The sequence below is a fragment of the Phenylobacterium sp. LH3H17 genome (assembly GCF_024298925.1).
Lineage (GTDB): Bacteria > Pseudomonadota > Alphaproteobacteria > Caulobacterales > Caulobacteraceae > Phenylobacterium.
In genome coordinates this window covers 1744960-1759576 of sequence record NZ_CP101283.1, presented here as the reverse complement: position 1 = coordinate 1759576, position 14617 = coordinate 1744960, and the positions used below count along the sequence as shown (strand labels likewise).

The window sequence follows — 14617 nt, the reverse complement described above, 5'->3', positions numbered from 1 at the left end:
ATCCCCGCGACCGCTTTCTGAGGAGGCCCCATGATCCGCACGGACCTGCCCAAACTGGCCCGGCCGGCGCAACGGGCCCTGGCGGGCGTGGGCGTCACCTGTCTCGAAGACCTGGCCGAGCACACCGAGATCGAGATCGCCGCGCTGCACGGCCTGGGCCCCAATGCGCTTGGCTGCCTCAAGGAGGCCCTGGCCGCCATGGGATTGGACTTCAAGGTCGCCTGAACGCAACGCCCTTCCCGCCGCGCCGGCCCGGGAGAAAGCGAGCCGCTTGACTCGCGCGCCCTGAACCCCGACGTGTGAGCGCATGCTCACAGACACCCTCAGCACCAAGGACCGGCTGCTGCGCGCGGCGCTGAAGATCGTCGCCCGCGACGGGATGGGCGCGGCCACCACCGCGGCCATCGCCGCCGAGACGGGCGTCGCCGAGGGCACGCTCTACCGCCACTTCCCCAGCAAGGACGACCTGCTGATCGAGGCCTATCGCCGGCTGAAGGGCGAAGTGTTCACGGCCATCTCCGAGGCCGGCGACGGCGACGGACCGCCGAGCGAACGCCTGAAGCGCCTGTGGCTGACCCTGCTCAACGCCTACCGCTCCGACACCGAGGCCTTCACCTACGGACAGCGTTTCGCCGAGTCCGCCCTCTCGGAGCGCGAAGGCGGGGCGGCGCACGAACGCATCCAGGCCGCCCTCACCCGCCTGCGCGACGCAGGCGTGGCGCAAGGCGTGTTCAAGAACCTGCCGACCGACATCCTGTCGAACCTGTTCTTCGGGCCCGTCGTTTACATGGTCAAAAGCGAGATCAAGGGCCGCGCCTGGAGCGAGGCCGATCTCGACATGGCAGCCGATGCGGTGGTGGACGCCTGGCGGGCGTAACATCGGTATTGCCGATTGACGTCCTCAGGAAGTGGGGCCTATAAGCTCATGTGAGTGAACGCTCACACACCCCGCCATATCCCATCTCGACAGAACGGAGCTCCCCATGATCCGTCGTGAAATCGGCCGTACCGGCCGACAAGTAAACGCCATCGGCCTCGGCTGCATGGGCATGTCCATCGCCTATGGCGCACCCATGGACAAGGCCGACGCGGTCAAGCTGCTGCACGCCGCCCTGGACCGCGGCGTCGACCACTTCGACACCGCCGAGCTCTACGGCTTCGGCGCCAATGAAGAACTGCTGGGCGAGGCGTTCCACGACCGCCGCGACAAGGCCTTCATCGCCACCAAGTTCGGCCCGGTGGGCGATCTCGCCACCCGTACCGTGACCGGAGTCGACGGCTCGGAGGCCAACATGCGCCGCGCCATCGAGCAGTCCCTGCGCCTGCTGAAGACCGACCATGTCGACCTCTATTACCTGCACCGCAAGGATCCGGCCCGGCCGATCGAGGAGACGGTCGGGGCCATGGCCAAGCTGGTGGCCGAGGGCAAGATCGGCGCGATCGGCCTCTCCGAGGTCAATGCCGAGACCCTGCGCCGCGCCCAGGCGGTGGCTCCCATCGCCGCCGTGCAGTGGGAGTATTCGATCTTCACCCGCGACATCGAACGCGAGGTCCTGCCCCACTGCTGCGAGACCGGGGTGAGCGTGGTGGCCTATTCCCCACTCGGACGGGGGATGCTGACCGGCGCCTTCAGCCGCGAGGTCCGCCCGGAGGGCCAGGACTACCGCGCGGTGGTCTCGCCCCGCTTCCAGGGCGACGCCTACGGCGCCAACCTCGCCCTGGTCGAGGAGATCGAACGGCTGGCCACGGCGCGGGGCGCAACGCCCTCGCAGATCGCCCTGGCCTGGGTGCTGGCCACCAAGCCCAACGTGGTGGTGATCCCCGGCACGACGAAACTCGCCAACCTGGAGAGTAACCTCAAGGCCGCCGAGCTGCAGCTCACTGCCGCCGAGACCGCCAGCCTCGACGGCCTGGCCGACAAGGTCCAGGGGACCCGCTACGACGAGCGCGGCATGACCCTGGTCGACGCGTAGCTCCACAGCGACGCGTATCTTTTTCCGCGTCCGTTGATGCGCGGCGCTGAGCGGCATTATGGTCAAGCTTCCAAGAGGGACAGCATGGCCACGATGGACAGCTCGGCGCCGCACACCGACTCCCGCCACCGCCAGGCGATCCTCTGGGCCTGGCTGGCGGCCGGGACCCTCGACATCGCCGACGCCGCCCTCTGGTCGATCTACAAGGGCGGCTCGCCGATGGACATGCTGCGCTACGTGGCCAGCGGCCCGTTCGGCGATGGCGCCCAGCAGGGCGGGACCGGCATGGCCCTGGCGGGACTCGGCGTCCATTTCGCCATCATGCTGGTCATGGTCACCACCTATGTCCTGGCGGCCGCGCGACAGCCCCTGCTTATCACCCGGCCCTGGCTCTTCGGACCGCTCTACGGCCTGGCGCTCTACGGCGTGATGTTCCTGATCGTGCGCCCCCTGCGCTTCGGGACCTGGCCCAACCTGGCGGCCGACAGCCTGACCAATCAACTGGTGGCCCACATCGTCTTCGTCGGCCTCTCGATCGGACTGATCACCGCCCATTTCCTGCGCAAGCCCGCCGATTGATTGCCCTCGCCAACTGAACGGCGACAACCTAGCCTGCGGACTCAAGGGGCGCGCCAGACGCCGCTGGGAGGACGCCATGAGATCGCTCGCCATCACCCTCGCCGCTGTCCTTGCGGCCGGCTCGGCGCAAGCCAAGACCCTCGCCGTGACGCCCGGGGCGAACGCCCAGGAGCGCGTCCAGACCGCCCTGCTCGACGCCAAGCCCGGCGACGTGATCGAGCTGGGCGCCGGCCGCTACGACTTCACCGACGGCCTGTCGCTCGACGTCGATGGGGTCACCGTCAAGGGCGCGGGCCCTGGCCAGACCATCCTCTCCTTCGCCGGCCAGAAGGGCGCGGGCGAGGGTCTGTTGGTCACCTCCGACCGCGTGGTCATGCGTGACTTCTCGATGCAGGACACCAAGGGCGATGGCATCAAGGCCAAGGGCTCCGACCAGATCAGCTTCGTCAACCTGGTGGTCGAGTGGACCGGCGGGCCGAAGGAGACCAACGGCGCCTATGGGGTCTATCCGGTCTCGTCGACCAATGTGCTTGTCGACAAGGTCACGGTGCGCGGGGCCTCGGACGCCGGCATCTATGTGGGCCAGTCGAGGAACATCGTGGTCCGCAACTCGACTGCGGAATTCAACGTCGCCGGGATCGAGATCGAGAACTCGATGAACGCCGACGTCTACGACAATGTGGCCACCCGCAACGCCGGCGGCATCCTGGTGTTCGACCTGCCGAACCTGCCGCAGATGGGCGGCCACTCGACCCGAATATTCCGCAACAGGGTGGTCGACAACGACACGCCCAACTTCGCGCCCAAGGGCAATATCGTCGCCAATGTGCCGACCGGCACCGGCGTCATGCTGATGGCCAACAAGAACGTCCACGTGTTCGACAACGAGATCGACGGCAACGCCAGCGCCGCGGTGATCCTGATCGCCTACAGCCAGACCTTCGACGACAAGACCTACAATCCCCTGCCCCGCGACATCGTGGTGCGGAACAACAGGCTGGGCCGCAACGCCTGGGCGCCGGCCTTCCCCGGCGGGGCGGTCCTGGCCAAGGCCCTGGGTGGGACGGTGCCGCCGGTGATCTGGGATGGTGTCGTGACCTGGCCGGGCAGCGAGGCGGTCCGCGTTCGCCTGAGCGACGGGCCGGTGGTCAATCTCAACCTGCCCAAGCCCGGCGCCATGATGGAGGCCAATCCCCAGATCTCGCCCACCCTCGGCGACGCGGCGATCGAAGAGCCCAAGCCCGTCGTGCTGCCGGCCGACCAGGACAAGCTGATCCCTTGAAACGGCTGGCCGCCATCCTCGCGGCGGCCGCGCTGCTGGGCGCCGCGCCCCAGGCCCCGCCTGTCGCCCTGGACGCTCTGCTGGCCGAGACGCCCGCGCCGACCCTGGACGCCTATCGGCTGTTCACCGACGCGGGCGGCCGCTCGCCCAACGCTCGGGTGACGCCCTATGGCCTGAACACCCCGCTGTTCAGTGACTATGCCGAGAAGGTCCGCTTCGTCTTCCTGCCGCCCGGCCAGGCCGCCGCCTATACCGCGGCCGGAGCCCTGGACTTCCCGGTCGGCACGACCCTGGTCAAGACGTTCGCCTATCCCGCCGACTTCCGCCGCCCGGGCGAAAAGGTGCGCTTGCTGGAGACCCGGCTGCTGATCCGCAAGGCCGAGGGCTGGACGGCGCTCGCCTATGTCTGGAACGAGGAACAGACCCTCGCCAGGCTGAAGCGCGCCGGAACCCGACTGGACGTCGGCTTCATCGACGCGGCGGGCCGGCCGTGGCAAGTCGACTACGCCGTGCCCAATGTGAACCAGTGCAAGGAATGCCACTCGGTCGCCGGCCAGATTGCGCCGCTCGGCCCCAAGGCGCGGAATCTCAACGGCGCCTTCCCCTATGCCTCTGGACCGGAGAACCAGCTCGCCCATTGGACCCGCGCGGGTATGCTGACCGGCGCGCCGGCGCTCGCCAAGGCGCCGCGCACCGCGGTCTGGGACGACGTCGCCGAGCCGCTGGCCGCGCGCGCCGAGGCCTATCTCGACGCCAACTGCGCCCACTGCCACAACGCCCGGGGCATGGCCTCCAATTCGGGCCTGTTCCTCGACGTGGATGAGACCCGCCCCGCCGCCCGGGGGATCGGCAAGCGGCCGGTGGCGGCCGGCCGCGGGTCAGGCGGGCTGGAAGTCTCCATCGCCCCCGGCGACCCAGCTGCGTCGATCCTGCTGCATCGGATGAGGTCGGCCGAGCCCGGCGTCATGATGCCCGAACTCGGCCGCTCGCTGGTCCACGAGGAAGGCGTCGCCCTGGTCGCCCAGTATATCGCCGGCCTACAACCCCCACATTGACAGCCTCGAGGGCCAGTATCGTACTCAAGGCGCCGGCCCCTGCCGGCTAGCGGATTCAACGGAGACCATATGGAAGTCGCACAGGTTCTAGGCGTCAACGCCATGGTGGTCGCCGTGTGCTTCCTGTTTCTTTGGCTGCTCTCGATCCGATTGAAGGATCCCAGCTTCGTCGACAGCTGGTGGGCGCTGGGCATGGTGGTGATCGCCTGGACCGCCTTCCTGTTCACCGGCGGTCGCGGACCCCACGCCCTGGCCCTGACGGCGCTCTGCACGGTTTGGGGCCTGAGGCTCGGTCTCTACCTGCTCTGGCGCTGGCGCAAGGACGGGCCGGACCGGCGCTATGTCACCATGATGGGCAAGGCGCAGGCCGAGCGCGGCTGGAGCTTCGCCAAGTCCTCCCTGCTGCTGGTCTTCGCCCTGCAGGCGCCGCTGCAGTTCCTGGTCTGCCTGCCGGTGCAGCTTGGCCAGATCGCGCCGACCTTGGCGCTAGGGCCGTTGGCCCTGGCCGGCGTGGCGCTGGCGGTGTTCGGCATCGCCTTCGAAAGTCTCGGCGACGCCCAACTCGTCGCGTTCAAGGCCAAGCCGGAGAACAAGGGGCAGGTGCTGGACACCGGCCTGTGGCGCTACACTCGCCACCCCAACTATTTCGGCGACGCCTGCGTCTGGTGGGGGCTCTACCTGATCGCCGCCGAAACCAGCTGGATCGGGGCCCTGGCCCTCCCCGGCCCGATCCTGCTCACCTTCCTGCTGACCAAGTGGAGCGGCGTCCCCACCGTCGAGGGACGGATGCGCCGCAAGCGGCCGGACTACGAGGCCTATGTCCAGCGGACCTCCAGCTTCATCCCCATGCCGCCGAGAAAGGCCTGACGCCGATCGCGTTTCAGGATTGCGCCGGAGCGCGGCGCAGGTGCGCTGACCTCGCGGGAGGGTGGACTATTCGGCTCGCGCATATAGGGCCCAGGCGGTCGCAAGATCCTGCACGACGTGCCCGAGGGACTTGTAGGCGGTGATCTCGTCCGGCGATCGCCGACCCTGGATCCTGCCCGACAGAACCTCGCCGATCTCGGCGACGATGTGGTCGTCGCCGATCAGGCCGGCCTGCTTGGCGCGAAGAAACTCGGCGCCCTGGCGCAAGACGCCTTCACGGCTGTCGGCGATGAAGCGGGCGGCGACCACCAGGTCACTGTCGACCTCCACGGGACCCGCATAGCTGGAACCCACCAAATTAAGGTGGGTCCCCGGCGCGACCCAAGCGCCCTTCAGGATCGGCTCGGCAGACGGCGTCAGGGTGCAGATCATGTCCGCCCCGGCGACGGCGGGCTCGACCTCGGCATGGGCCGTGACCGGCAGGCCGAGCTCGGCGCCGAGCTTGGCGGCGAAGGCCTCGCAGCGGCCGGCGTCGCGGCCCCAGACATCGATCGACGTCAGCTTGCGAACCCTGGCGATCGCGCGGGCATGGGTCGCGGCCTGCTCCCCATAGCCCAGCAGGGCCAGGCGCGAGGCCTCCCGGCGCGCCAGGACCTCGGTGGCCACAGCGCTGGCCGCGGCGGTGCGGATGGCTGTGATCTCCCCGGCATGGACCACGCAGACCGGGGCGCCGCTGTCCGGATCGAACAGCACCACCACGCCCTGGTGGGACTGGATCCCCTTGGCGAAGTTGTCGGGAAAGACGCTGATCAGCTTGGCGCCGAAGGGCGCGGTCTCCCCCAAGGCCCCCGGCATGATCCCGAACATCCGCCCCTCGGCGAGCGGGATGATCGAGCGCAGGTGCTGGCGGGTAGTCCCGGCCGAAAGCGCGATCATCGCCTCGCGGACAATGGGGATGGCGAGGTCATAGGTGAGCCGGGCGGCCACCTCCTCGCGGTCGATCAGGCGCATCAGGCGAAGGTCTCGGCGTAGGTGTCGCGCAGCAGGTTCTTCTGCACCTTGCCCATGGCGTTGCGGGGCAGTTCGTCGACGAAGAACACCCGCTTGGGGGTCTTGAAGGCGGCGAGCTTCTCCCGGGCCCTGGCGATCATCGCGGCCTCGTCGCCCTGCCCAATGACCACGGCCACCACCGCCTCGCCGAAGTCCGGATGGGGCACGCCCACCACCGCGCTCTCGGTGACGCCCGGCAACTCGTCGAGGATCAATTCGATCTCCTTGGGATAGACGTTGAAGCCGCCGGATATGATCAGGTCCTTGGCCCGGCCGGAGATCCAGACCCGCCCGTCGGGATCCTGACGGCCCACGTCGCCGGTTATGAAATAGCCGTCCGCGGTGAACTCCTCGGCGGTCTTCTCCGGCATCCGCCAATAGGCGGCGAAGACGCTGGGGCCCTTGATCTCGATGACGCCGGTGGCCTCGCCGCCGCCGATGCGCAGATCCACACCCGGCAGGGGATAGCCGACGCTGCCGGCGATGCGGTCACCGTGCAGCGGGTTGGAGGTTATGATCACCGCCTCGCTCATGCCGTAGCGTTCAAGGATGCGCATTCCGGTGCGGTCCTCGAACTCGGCGAAGGTCGATTCCAGCAGGGGCGCCGAGCCGCAGATGAACAGGCGCATGTGCCGGGCGGCCTCGCGGGTGAAGCCCGGATTGGCCAGCAGCCGGGTGTAGAAGGTCGGCACCCCCATCATCACGGTGGACCGCGCCAGCCCGGCCAGCACCTGGCCGTCGTCGAACTTCGGTAGCCATACCATCGGCGCGCCCGACAGGAAGGCGCAGTGCAGGGCCACGAACAGGCCGTGGACATGAAAGATCGGCAGGGCGTGCAGCAGGACGTCGTCGGGGCTGAATCCCCAGGCCTCGTGCAGCGCAAGCGCATTGGCCGCCAGGTTCCCGTGGCTGAGCATGGCGCCCTTGGAACGGCCGGTGGTGCCCGAGGTGTAGATGATCGAGGCCAGGTCGTCGTCGTCACGCGGCGTGGTCTGGAGACGGGGTTTGCGCGTCCGCGCGTCGGCGACGAAGGCCTCGGCGTCCTCGACGAACAGCACCGGCTCGGCATCCTCCAGGAAGTAGTCGACCTCGGCCTCGGTATAGGCGGTGTTGAGCGGCAGGAAGACCGCCCCCACCTTGAGCGTCGCCAGATAGACCGCCACCGCCGCGACGCTCTTCTCCGACTGGAGCGCGATGCGGTCGCCGGGCTCGACCTCGTGCTCGATCAGAAGGGCGGCGGTGCGGGCCACGTCGTCCTCGAACTGGCCGTAGGATACGGCGGTTCCGTCGGCCAGCAGGAAGGCGGGCCTGGTCCGGTCGGCGGGAAATCGGGCGGCGAGCAGGTCGTAGAGGTTCATCGTTCCTCAGAGCGGCAGGGCGGTGGTGAACTTGATCTGCTCCATGGCGAAGGCGGAGGAGACGTCGTTCAGCGGCGCGGTGGCGATCAGGCGCTTGTAGAAGCGGTCATAGGCGGCGATGTCGGAGACCACCACCTTCAGCAGATAGTCGGTTTCACCGGCCATGCGGTAGAACTCCACCACCTCGGGCAGGGCCGCGGCGGCCTGAGCGAAGGCGGATATCCATACCTCGTCGTGATGGCTGGTCTTGATCGAGACGAAAACGACGAGACCGAGGTCCAGCTTCTCGCGCGCCAGCAAGGCGACCCGGCGTTCGATGACCCCCTCGTCGGTCAGCCTCTTGACCCGTTTCCAGCAGGGCGTCTGGGATAGGCCCACCCGTTCGGCCAGCTCCGCCACGGGGATGGTGCAGTCGGCCTGGAGTTCGCGGAGTATTCGCCGATCTATCGGGTCTAGGAGAACATTTGACACGTCATGGACCGTAGTTTGAGAATCGGGTTCTCCATTCTGCCGACTGGGCGACGAATGAGACAATGCCTTTCTCGCCGCCCGGCGGCAATCTTGGGCCGTGACTTTCCAGGAGGGCGAGATGCTGGACGCGTTCAATCGGCACCCGAGCGAGGTGGGGGAGACCTATGTCGAGCACCTGGGTCACGCCGGCGGCTTTGGAGTCGAGATGGTCGCGGGCGGGCTGGCGTGCCTGATCCATGCCGTGTTTCCCTTCTGGTTCGAGAAGACTGCGAGCCAGTGCATCCAGCGCCTGCACGCCCAGATGACCGCGCGCCGCCGCATCACGCCTCCGGACGACGTTCTCGGCCGGGCCGAGACCTGGTCGTATTCGATCTAGGCGCCGATGGCCTGCTCGAGCGCGGCGTGAGCGGCGCGGGCCTGATCCCATAGGGCGGGGTCGGTCAGGTCGCCGGGCGCGATGGCTTCGGGCCAATGGGCTTCCACCGTCCGGGTCAGCCGATCCCAGCGGGCCTCGTCCAAGATGAAACGCGGATCGATGCCGGCCTTGGCGGCGTCGTCCACCGGAACCCGCAACCGCAGACAGGCGGGGCCGCCGCCGTTGCGCATGCTCTCGCGGACGTCGACCACCACCGCCTGGGAGATGGGATTGTTGGCGGCGACGATGCGTTCGACCTCGGCCCAGACCCGCGCGTTCTCACGCGCCTCGACGGGCAGGATCAGCGCCATGGCGCCGTCCGGCAGGGTCACGAGCTGGGAGTTGAACAGATAGGAGGCGATGGCGTCGGCGAGGCTGACCCCCTGGGTCTCGACGACGTGCAGGTTGGGGAGCCGGCCATGCAGGGCGGCGTAGAGACCCTGGGCGTCCTCGAACGCCTCCGGATGAGTCAGCAGCACGTTCTCGTTGGCGACGGCGACCACGTCATTGTGGAAGGCTCCGGCCTGGACGGCCTTGGCGTTCTGCAGGGCGTAGAGCGGATCGGTCAGGCCCGCGAGCCGCGCCACCGCCTCGCTGGCGCGACGGCTCTGACGTTCGGGGAAGGCCCCGCCCCTGAGTTCGCCATGGGCGAAGACATTGGTCCCCGCCGCGCCGTGGCGGTGCGCGAGCCGCATGTGGTTGGCGGCGCCCTCGTCGCCGAAATGGCGGGCGGAGGGTAGCGGCCCGTGGACGGCGAAGCGGGTCTCGTCGCGAAACACCCGGCGCAGGAGGTCGTGGGTCTCCGGGCCCTCAAAGCTCCGATGCAGCATGCCGGCGAGGTTGGCGGTCACCAGGTGAACCCGGCCGTCGGCGGTGTCGGGGGCGGCCAGAACGGTCGCCGCATTGGCCCGCCACATGCTTGAGGCCGAACAGACCGCGCGGAAAAGCGCGAGGTCCTCAGAGGCGGCCCGAGCCAGGACCTCGTTGTTGGAGCCCCCGAAGCCGAAAGGCCGCAGCGCGCCGGCCGCGGGACGCATCGGGGGCGGCAGGAAGCCCTGGGTCAGGCCCAGGTCCATGACAGCGCGCATCTTGGCCAGGCCCTGCAGGGCCGCGGCGCGGGGGTAGGCGGTCTCGCCGAAATTGGCCTGGGAAGCGACATTGCCGACCGAGAGGCCCGCATAGTTGTGGGTCGGCCCGACCAGGCCGTCGAAATTGATCTCGACCGCGGTCACGCGGCGAGGCCCGTACTGACCCTGAACTGGGCGGAGTCCGACTCCAGGCTGGCCACGGGATAGGCGCAGTAATCGGCGGCGTAGTAGGCGCTGGGCCGGTGGTTGCCCGACAGGCCCGGCCCGCCGAACGGCGCGGTGGCCGCCGCTCCGGTGGTGGGACGGTTCCAGTTGACGATGCCGGCCCGGGCCTCGTTCCAGAACCGGCGATAGAGCGCCTCGTCGTCGCTGAGCAGGCCCGCGCCGAGGCCAAAGCGAGTGGCGTTGGCCGTGGCCATGGCTGTGTCGAAGTCCGGTGCGCGAATGAGCTGCAGCAGCGGGCCGAAATTCTCGCTGTCGGGAACCTCGAGGCCCGTGACGTCAACCAGGCCGGGGGTCAGGTAAGGCCGGTCCGGCGTGGTCGGCCGGAGTTCTCGGATCGCTACGCCGCCCAGTCGCTGCTGGGCCAGCAGCAGGCTCTTGGCCGAGGCTAGGTCGATCACCGGGCCCATGAAGGGCTGCGGTTCGTCGAAGGGCGCGCCGACCTTGATGCGGTCGATGAGGGCGGTGAGCGCCTCGACGATCGTGTCGCCCGCCGCGCCCTGCGGCACGATCAGGCGTCGGGCGCAGGAACAGCGCTGACCGGCGGAGACATAGGCCGACTGGACGATCAGGTGGGCCGCGCTCTCGGCGTCGGCCACGTCCCAGGCGACCAACGGATTGTTGCCGCCCAGCTCGAGGGCGACGATCTTCTGCGGCTGGTTGGCTAGGGCCATGTGGATCGCCTTGCCGGCGCTCACACCGCCGGTGAACAGCACCCCGTCGACGCCTTCGTGGGCGACCAGGGCCTTGGCGGTGTCTGCCCCGCCGGTCATCACCTGCAGGACGTCGGCGGGGACGCCCGCCTCGCGCCACAGCTTGACCAGCAGGACGCCGCTGGCGGGGGTCTTCTCGCTGGGCTTGAACACCACGGCGTTGCCGGCCAGCAGAGCCGGCGCCATGTGGCCGTTGGGCAGATGCATGGGGAAGTTGAACGGCCCGATCACCGCCAGGACCCCGTGCGGCCGGTGGGCCAGGCGGGCGCGGGCGCCGGCCGCCTCCCCGCTCCGCTCGCCGGCGCGCTCGGCCTGGGCGCGGATCGAGACCTCGACCTTGGCCGATACCGTGTCGGCCTCGGTCAGCGTCTCCCAGAACGGTTTGCCGGTTTCACGGCTGATCAGGGTGGCGATTTCCTCGCGCCGATTGCGGACCAGATCGGCGAACACCCGGGCGATCCGGCAGCGCTCTTCCAGAGGCGTGGCCGACCAGAGGGCGAAGCCCTTGCGGGCCCGCGCCACGGCGGCGTCCACCTCGGCGGCAGAGGCGGCCGGGCCGCGCCAGACCTCCTCCCCGGTGCAGGGATCAGTGGAGACGATCTCAGAATTCGACATGGCGCACGCGGTCTCCGACTTGAACATTCAGCGCCCGGGCCAGGTCGGGCGGCACGGTGACGCCGTGTTCTCCCGTCCAGATCCGGCCGCGCGAGGCGCGGAACCCGGCGGCGTGTCCGGTCGCCACCAGCACCTCGGGCCCATCCTCGCAGGGGGCGATGGCGCCCACGGTGGAGACCCGGCTTTCGCGCACGGCCTTCAGGCTGTCGATGTCGGCCACCATGGTCGGACCGGCGTCGAAGATGTCGACGCAGCCCTCGAAGCGGAAGCCTTCCTCCATCAGCAGGGCCTGGGCGCGTAGGCCGTCCGGATGGCACTGGCCGACGCTGGCCGCGGCCTCCGGCGACAGCAGGTTGAGATAGATCGGGTATTTCGGCCCCAGGTCGGCGATCACCTGCTTGCCCGAGCCCACGCTGATCTTGTCGGCCTCCGAGAACTCCAGGCCGTAGAAGCGCTTGCCCACCGCTTCCCAGAACGGCGAAGTCCCATCCTCGTCCTGATAGCCGCGCAGCTCGGAGACCACCCGGTCGCCGAACCAGTCGCGATGCTCGGCCATGAACAGATAGCGGCTGCGGGCCATCAGCCGCCCGCCGGCCACCCCGCGCAGACCGGGGCGCACGAACAGGCCGCCGACCTCGGCCGAGCCGTCATAGTCGTTGACCGGGGTCAGCAGGGTGTTGTCGACGCTCTTGCCGAGCGCCTGGGAGCTCTGGCGGATGCGGCCGATGCGGTAGGAGTAGAATGGCCACTCCCCGCCGACGCTCGGGAAGATGCAGCCGGTGCCGACCACCTCATCGCCGATCTCCAGCACCAGCAGCAGCTGGCTGTGGCCGCGCGCGCCGGCGAAGGCCGCGGCGCTGCCGGCCAGCAGGGCGGCCAGCTTGTCGCGACAGGACGGCAGGTTGGTCATGCCCAGGCCCGCGGTCTTGGCCAGCGCGTGCAGGGCGTCCAAGTCGTCGGCTCCCGCGGCTCGGATGACGACGCCGGTGGCGATCATGAAATCCTCCGCAGAATGATCGAAGCTCAAGCGGCTTATTGTGATAGGGTTTGCGCGAAATGGGCGGCGGAAGACCGGGGGTCAGGCCGCAGATCATGCGGCGGAACGGGATCTTGGACGGATATTCTGCGCTCGACCGGCTGGACCTGAGGATCCTGGCGATTCTCCAGGCCGAGGGCCGCATCACCAACCAGGCCCTGGCCGAGCAGGTGGGGTTGTCGGCCAGCGCCTGCCTGGCCCGGGTGCGGCGGCTGGAGGCCGACGGCCTGATCCAGGGCTATCACGCCCGCCTGGACATCGAACGCATCCGGCCCACCGTGACGGTGTTCGGCGAGGTGACCTTGAAGAGCCACCGCCCCGCCGACCTGCTGGCCTTCGAGGCGGTGCTGGCGGAAATCCCCGAGGTGGTGGAGGCGGCCCAGGTCTCGGGCTCCTTCGACTACCTGATCAAGGTGGTGGCGCCCGACGTTCGGGCTTGGGGAGAGCTTGCCGACCGCCTGCTGCAGGAGGGCCTGGGCGTCGACAAGATCGCCAGCCACATCCTGATGAAGGACGCCAAGCCCTATCGCGGGACGCCAGTGACGACGGGCGGTAGGGCCTAAGAGCTCCCGCTCTGGGGGATCATCTCGAAGTCTTCGCTAGCCCTGCCCCATCGCGGCCTTGATCCTGGCCGCCGGAATGTCGCCGGTGGCGAGCTTGGCGAGGATCAGGGCCGAGAGCTGGGCGCGTTCGACGAAGCTCTCGGGCCAGGCGTGCTCGGCCTCGCTGTGGATGTCGCCGCCGCGGACCCCAAGGGTGTCGACATTGGGCAGGCCGGCGGCGAACAGATTGTTGCCCTCGCAGACCCCGCCGGACGAGGCCCAGGTGATCTCCTGGCCGAGCAGGGCCCCGGCCTCCTTCACCGCCCCGAACAGCTGCTGCTGGGCCGCGTTGAACGGCTTGGCGGGACGGGTGAAGCCGCCGTGCAGTTCGGCCTCGATGCCTTCGGCGGCGGTGGCGGCCACGGCCTCCTGTACGAACTTCAGGGCCCACTCCCCGGCCTCGCGGTCGGGCAGGCGGATGTTGAACCGCACCACGGCACGGTCAGGCACCATGTTCAGCGGCCCGCCGCCGTCGATGCGGGCCACATTGAGGGTCACGCCTTCGCGCTGGCCATTGGCGGCGACCAGGCGCGTGGCGAGGTCGGCGGCCGCGGCGATGGCGTTGCGGCCCTTGTCGAAGTCGCGGCCAGCATGGGCCGCGCGGCCCCGCACCACCACGTGGAAGTTGCCGGAGCCCTTGCGCTGGGCGGCCAGCGCACCGCCGGCCATGGCCGGCTCGTAGGTCAGGCCCACATGCCCGCCGCGGGCGAGTTCGGCCAGGTGCGGCGCGGAGGCCAGGGAGCCGATCTCCTCGTCAGGCGAGAGCAGAACCCGGTATCCGAGGCTGTCGCGGGCCGGGTGATGCTCGAAGGCGGCGAGGGCCGCCAGCATCACGCTGATGCCACCCTTCATGTCGGCGATGCCGGGACCATTCAGCGCCCCATCGGCGCGGGTCACCACCTTGGTGAAGCCGCTCTCGGCCGGATAGACCGTGTCGTAGTGGCCGGTGAGCACCACCTGGACCGGGGCGTCGGGGCGCACGGTCAGGCGCAGGGCCGGCGTATGGCGCTGGGCCTTGAGCTCGCCGTCGGCGGCCACCTCGTGACTATCGGCCAGGGGCAAGGCCTCGACCTGGCCCGGCAGGTCGCCGAGCACGCCCTGGAAGACGGCGCACTGGGCCTCGAGGCCCGGCAGATTGCGGCTGCCCGAGCCGATGGCGCACCAGTCGATGGCGCGGCCGACCAGTTCGGTTTCCTGGCTGGCGAGGCGGTCGAGGATGGCGGAGTCGGAGGAATCCAGTTTCATGCGCGCGAGCCTCGCGCCGAACGGCGTCTCCGCGCAAGGCCCGGAG

General features: G+C 69.2%; 16 protein-coding genes. 9 read left to right on the top strand and 7 right to left on the bottom strand.

Going from position 1 to position 14617, the window contains the following annotated elements; all coding sequences use genetic code 11:
* Positions 1-30 precede the first annotated feature (30 nt).
* From M9M90_RS08600 to M9M90_RS08570, 7 genes are all read left to right on the top strand, one after another.
* Positions 31-225: a hypothetical protein gene (locus tag M9M90_RS08600; RefSeq protein ID WP_254836746.1), complete on the top strand. Its 195-nt coding sequence runs from the start codon at positions 31-33 to the stop codon at positions 223-225.
* A gap of 82 nt (positions 226-307) precedes the next feature.
* A complete protein-coding gene (locus M9M90_RS08595; protein WP_254836745.1) occupies positions 308-877 on the top strand; it encodes a TetR/AcrR family transcriptional regulator in 570 nt (189 codons plus the stop codon).
* A 106-nt stretch (positions 878-983) separates the two neighbouring features.
* Positions 984-1973 (top strand): aldo/keto reductase, encoded by a 990-nt coding sequence (locus tag M9M90_RS08590; RefSeq protein ID WP_254836744.1) that lies wholly within the window; start codon positions 984-986, stop codon positions 1971-1973.
* Between the two features lie 84 nt (positions 1974-2057).
* Positions 2058-2552 (top strand): hypothetical protein, encoded by a 495-nt coding sequence (locus M9M90_RS08585; RefSeq protein WP_254836743.1) that lies wholly within the window; start codon positions 2058-2060, stop codon positions 2550-2552.
* A gap of 76 nt (positions 2553-2628) precedes the next feature.
* The gene (locus tag M9M90_RS08580; RefSeq protein WP_254836742.1) at positions 2629-3834 is read left to right on the top strand and encodes a parallel beta-helix domain-containing protein; all 1206 of its coding nucleotides are present in this window, start codon (positions 2629-2631) and stop codon (positions 3832-3834) included.
* Positions 3831-4889, top strand: a complete 1059-nt coding sequence (locus M9M90_RS08575) for an SO2930 family diheme c-type cytochrome (protein WP_254836741.1) — start codon at positions 3831-3833, stop codon at positions 4887-4889. Before M9M90_RS08580 ends, M9M90_RS08575 begins: the two co-directional genes overlap by 4 nt.
* A gap of 69 nt (positions 4890-4958) precedes the next feature.
* A complete protein-coding gene (locus M9M90_RS08570) occupies positions 4959-5756 on the top strand; it encodes a DUF1295 domain-containing protein (RefSeq protein WP_254836740.1) in 798 nt (265 codons plus the stop codon).
* 66 nt (positions 5757-5822) lie between these two features.
* On the opposite strand, the gene M9M90_RS08565 is transcribed toward M9M90_RS08570, so the two are convergent.
* Genes M9M90_RS08565 through M9M90_RS08555 form a run of 3 tightly spaced genes read right to left on the bottom strand, consistent with a single transcriptional unit; the run spans position 5823 to position 8635 of the window.
* Positions 5823-6767: an ornithine cyclodeaminase family protein gene (locus tag M9M90_RS08565; protein WP_254836739.1), complete on the bottom strand. Its 945-nt coding sequence runs from the start codon at positions 6765-6767 to the stop codon at positions 5823-5825.
* Entirely contained in the window at positions 6767-8164 is a 1398-nt protein-coding gene (locus M9M90_RS08560) for an AMP-binding protein (RefSeq protein ID WP_254836738.1), read from the bottom strand. Before M9M90_RS08560 ends, M9M90_RS08565 begins: the two co-directional genes overlap by 1 nt.
* A gap of 6 nt (positions 8165-8170) precedes the next feature.
* Complete coding sequence (locus M9M90_RS08555; RefSeq protein WP_254836737.1) at positions 8171-8635, bottom strand: Lrp/AsnC family transcriptional regulator; 465 nt, start codon at positions 8633-8635, stop codon at positions 8171-8173.
* A 118-nt stretch (positions 8636-8753) separates the two neighbouring features.
* On the opposite strand from M9M90_RS08555, the gene M9M90_RS08550 reads away from it, so the two are divergent.
* Entirely contained in the window at positions 8754-9011 is a 258-nt protein-coding gene (locus tag M9M90_RS08550) for a DUF6356 family protein (protein ID WP_254836736.1), read from the top strand.
* On the opposite strand, the gene M9M90_RS08545 is transcribed toward M9M90_RS08550, so the two are convergent.
* From M9M90_RS08545 to M9M90_RS08535, 3 genes are read right to left on the bottom strand one after another with little or no spacing between them, the layout of a single operon-like run.
* Positions 9008-10282, bottom strand: coding sequence for an N-succinylarginine dihydrolase (locus M9M90_RS08545; RefSeq protein WP_254836735.1), 1275 nt, complete (start codon positions 10280-10282; stop codon positions 9008-9010). The genes M9M90_RS08550 and M9M90_RS08545 overlap by 4 nt on opposite strands.
* Positions 10279-11688: a succinylglutamate-semialdehyde dehydrogenase gene (gene astD / locus M9M90_RS08540; protein WP_254836734.1), complete on the bottom strand. Its 1410-nt coding sequence runs from the start codon at positions 11686-11688 to the stop codon at positions 10279-10281. The genes M9M90_RS08545 and astD overlap by 4 nt, the downstream gene beginning before the upstream one ends.
* Entirely contained in the window at positions 11675-12685 is a 1011-nt protein-coding gene (locus M9M90_RS08535; protein WP_254836733.1) for an arginine N-succinyltransferase, read from the bottom strand. Before M9M90_RS08535 ends, astD begins: the two co-directional genes overlap by 14 nt.
* Before the next feature lie 113 nt (positions 12686-12798).
* On the opposite strand from M9M90_RS08535, the gene M9M90_RS08530 reads away from it, so the two are divergent.
* Positions 12799-13287: an Lrp/AsnC family transcriptional regulator gene (locus tag M9M90_RS08530; RefSeq protein WP_254836732.1), complete on the top strand. Its 489-nt coding sequence runs from the start codon at positions 12799-12801 to the stop codon at positions 13285-13287.
* Positions 13288-13323: 36 nt separating this feature from the next.
* Here M9M90_RS08530 and M9M90_RS08525 read toward each other — a convergent pair whose 3' ends face one another.
* Positions 13324-14571 (bottom strand): hydrolase, encoded by a 1248-nt coding sequence (locus M9M90_RS08525; protein WP_254836731.1) that lies wholly within the window; start codon positions 14569-14571, stop codon positions 13324-13326.
* Positions 14572-14617 lie beyond the last annotated feature (46 nt).

Coding starts and splice junctions, on each gene's coding strand:
- M9M90_RS08570 (WP_254836740.1), top strand. CDS start 4,959: ATGGAAGTCGCACAGGTTCTAGGCGTCAACGCCATGGTGGTCGCCGTG.
- M9M90_RS08600 (WP_254836746.1), top strand. CDS start 31: ATGATCCGCACGGACCTGCCCAAACTGGCCCGGCCGGCGCAACGGGCC.
- M9M90_RS08580 (WP_254836742.1), top strand. CDS start 2,629: ATGAGATCGCTCGCCATCACCCTCGCCGCTGTCCTTGCGGCCGGCTCG.
- M9M90_RS08585 (WP_254836743.1), top strand. CDS start 2,058: ATGGCCACGATGGACAGCTCGGCGCCGCACACCGACTCCCGCCACCGC.
- M9M90_RS08535 (WP_254836733.1), bottom strand. CDS start 12,685: ATGATCGCCACCGGCGTCGTCATCCGAGCCGCGGGAGCCGACGACTTG.
- M9M90_RS08525 (WP_254836731.1), bottom strand. CDS start 14,571: ATGAAACTGGATTCCTCCGACTCCGCCATCCTCGACCGCCTCGCCAGC.
- M9M90_RS08550 (WP_254836736.1), top strand. CDS start 8,754: ATGCTGGACGCGTTCAATCGGCACCCGAGCGAGGTGGGGGAGACCTAT.
- M9M90_RS08595 (WP_254836745.1), top strand. CDS start 308: ATGCTCACAGACACCCTCAGCACCAAGGACCGGCTGCTGCGCGCGGCG.
- M9M90_RS08565 (WP_254836739.1), bottom strand. CDS start 6,767: ATGCGCCTGATCGACCGCGAGGAGGTGGCCGCCCGGCTCACCTATGAC.
- M9M90_RS08560 (WP_254836738.1), bottom strand. CDS start 8,164: ATGAACCTCTACGACCTGCTCGCCGCCCGATTTCCCGCCGACCGGACC.
- M9M90_RS08590 (WP_254836744.1), top strand. CDS start 984: ATGATCCGTCGTGAAATCGGCCGTACCGGCCGACAAGTAAACGCCATC.
- astD (WP_254836734.1), bottom strand. CDS start 11,688: ATGTCGAATTCTGAGATCGTCTCCACTGATCCCTGCACCGGGGAGGAG.